The organism is bacterium, assembly GCA_016873475.1.
GTDB lineage: Bacteria > Krumholzibacteriota > Krumholzibacteriia > JACNKJ01 > JACNKJ01 > VGXI01.
The window spans coordinates 1-1663 of the sequence record VGXI01000406.1; the positions used below are offsets into that span (position 1 = coordinate 1).

Annotated in this window: 1 pseudogene; it reads left to right on the top strand. The window is 69.0% G+C overall.

From position 1 onward, the window contains the following. Positions 1-207: 207 nt before the first annotated feature. Positions 208-1332: pseudogene (locus FJ251_16205) on the top strand (transposase). Positions 1333-1663 lie beyond the last annotated feature (331 nt).

The following is a 1663-nucleotide window of genomic DNA, read 5'->3' on the forward strand; positions in this document are numbered from 1 at the left end:
TGCGGCGAACTGCACCTGCGCGGCAGCCAGATCCCCACGCACCCGTCGATCTACACCCCGATCCTCGCGGATCTGGCCGCCGCCGGCCTCGACTTCGCCGAGCGCGTGGAGCCGCTGGCCTAGCAGCCCGTGGTGAAAGTCTCTCTTCTTGAGGGTTCGAAGTCCCTCGGTTAGTGTCGGCGAAGACCCCCGCAGGAGGCAAGGGCGATGGCCATGGGCAAGCGCCGGCGCGAGCGACAAGCGGAGATCTGGCTGCCGGCGGCGGCCGTGGCAACGCCGCCGGGACACCCCTTCTACGAGCGGCTCAATGCACTGCTGGCCACGCACGGCTTCGACGCGTTCGTTGAGGAGCTGTGCCGGCCCTTCTACGCGGAGCGGCAAGGGCGTCCCTCCCTGCCGCCGGCGATCTACTTCCGCACGCTGCTGATCGGCTACTTCGAAGGCATCGACTCGGAGCGGGGCATCGCGTGGCGGCTGGCCGACTCGCTCTCGCTGCGGGCCTTCTGCGGCTACGACCTGACGGAGACGACACCGGACCACTCGACGATCAGCCGGAATCGGCGCCTGATCGCGGTGGAAGCGCACGAGGCGATCTTCACCTGGGTGCTGAAGGTGCTGGCGCAGGCGGGGCTGCTGCGGGGTGAGACGGTGGGGATCGACGCGACGACGCTGGAGGCGAACGCGGCCCTGCGCAGCCTGGTGCGGCGCGACACGGGCGAGAGCTACGAGGCGTATCTGAAGCGGCTGGCGGCGTCGTCGGGGATCGCGACGCCGACGCGGGAAGCGCTGGCGCGGCTGGATCGGCAGCGCAAGCGCAAGGCCTCGAACGACGACTGGCAGAATCCGCATGATCCCGACGCGCGGATCACGAAGCTGAAGGATGGGCGGACGCACCTGGCGCACAAGGCCGAGCACGCGGTGGATCTGGAGACGGAGGCGGTACTGGCGGTGACGCTGCAACCGGGCGACCGCGGCGACAGCGAGAGCCTGCGGGAGACACTGGTGGCAACGCTGGATCACCTGGGCACGCTGGCGGGAGATGCGGAGGTCGCGGGACAGGTTTCGGAGACGCTGCTGACCCAGTTGGTCCTGGACAAGGGCTACCACAGCAATGCGACCTTGCTGCTGCAGGCGTCGCTGGGGATTCAGAGCTACTGCAGCGAGCCGAAGCGAGGCCGGAGGAGCTGGGTGGGCAAAGCGGCCGAGAAAGCGGCGGTGTATGGAAACCGGCGCCGGATCCGCGGGCCGCGCGGCAAGCGCCTGCTGCGCAAGCGCGGGGAAGTCCTGGAGCGGCCCTTCGCCCACTGCTACGAGACGGGCGCCCTGCGGCGAGTCTACCTGCGGGGACGGACGAACATCCTGAAGCGTCAACTGGTCCATGTGGCCGGCTTCAACCTGGGGCTCGTGATGCGCAAGGTCTTGGGTAGCGGCAAGCCGAGAGAGGCGGCGAGCCTCGCGGCCTCTCTTTTCGCCTGCTGTAGCCGCCTGGGTCGCCCTGCAGGCGATCTCATGGGCCTGGGGACGCTGCTGAACGTGCTCAAGGCGATGATCCACCGCTCACGCCTCGCGGCCGCTGCCGTCGGCGTGGGCTCCCAAAGACCCTATTCCGCCACGGGCTGCTAGACCAGCTTCAGCTCCTTCGCCGTGGCCGCGAACCGGTCGA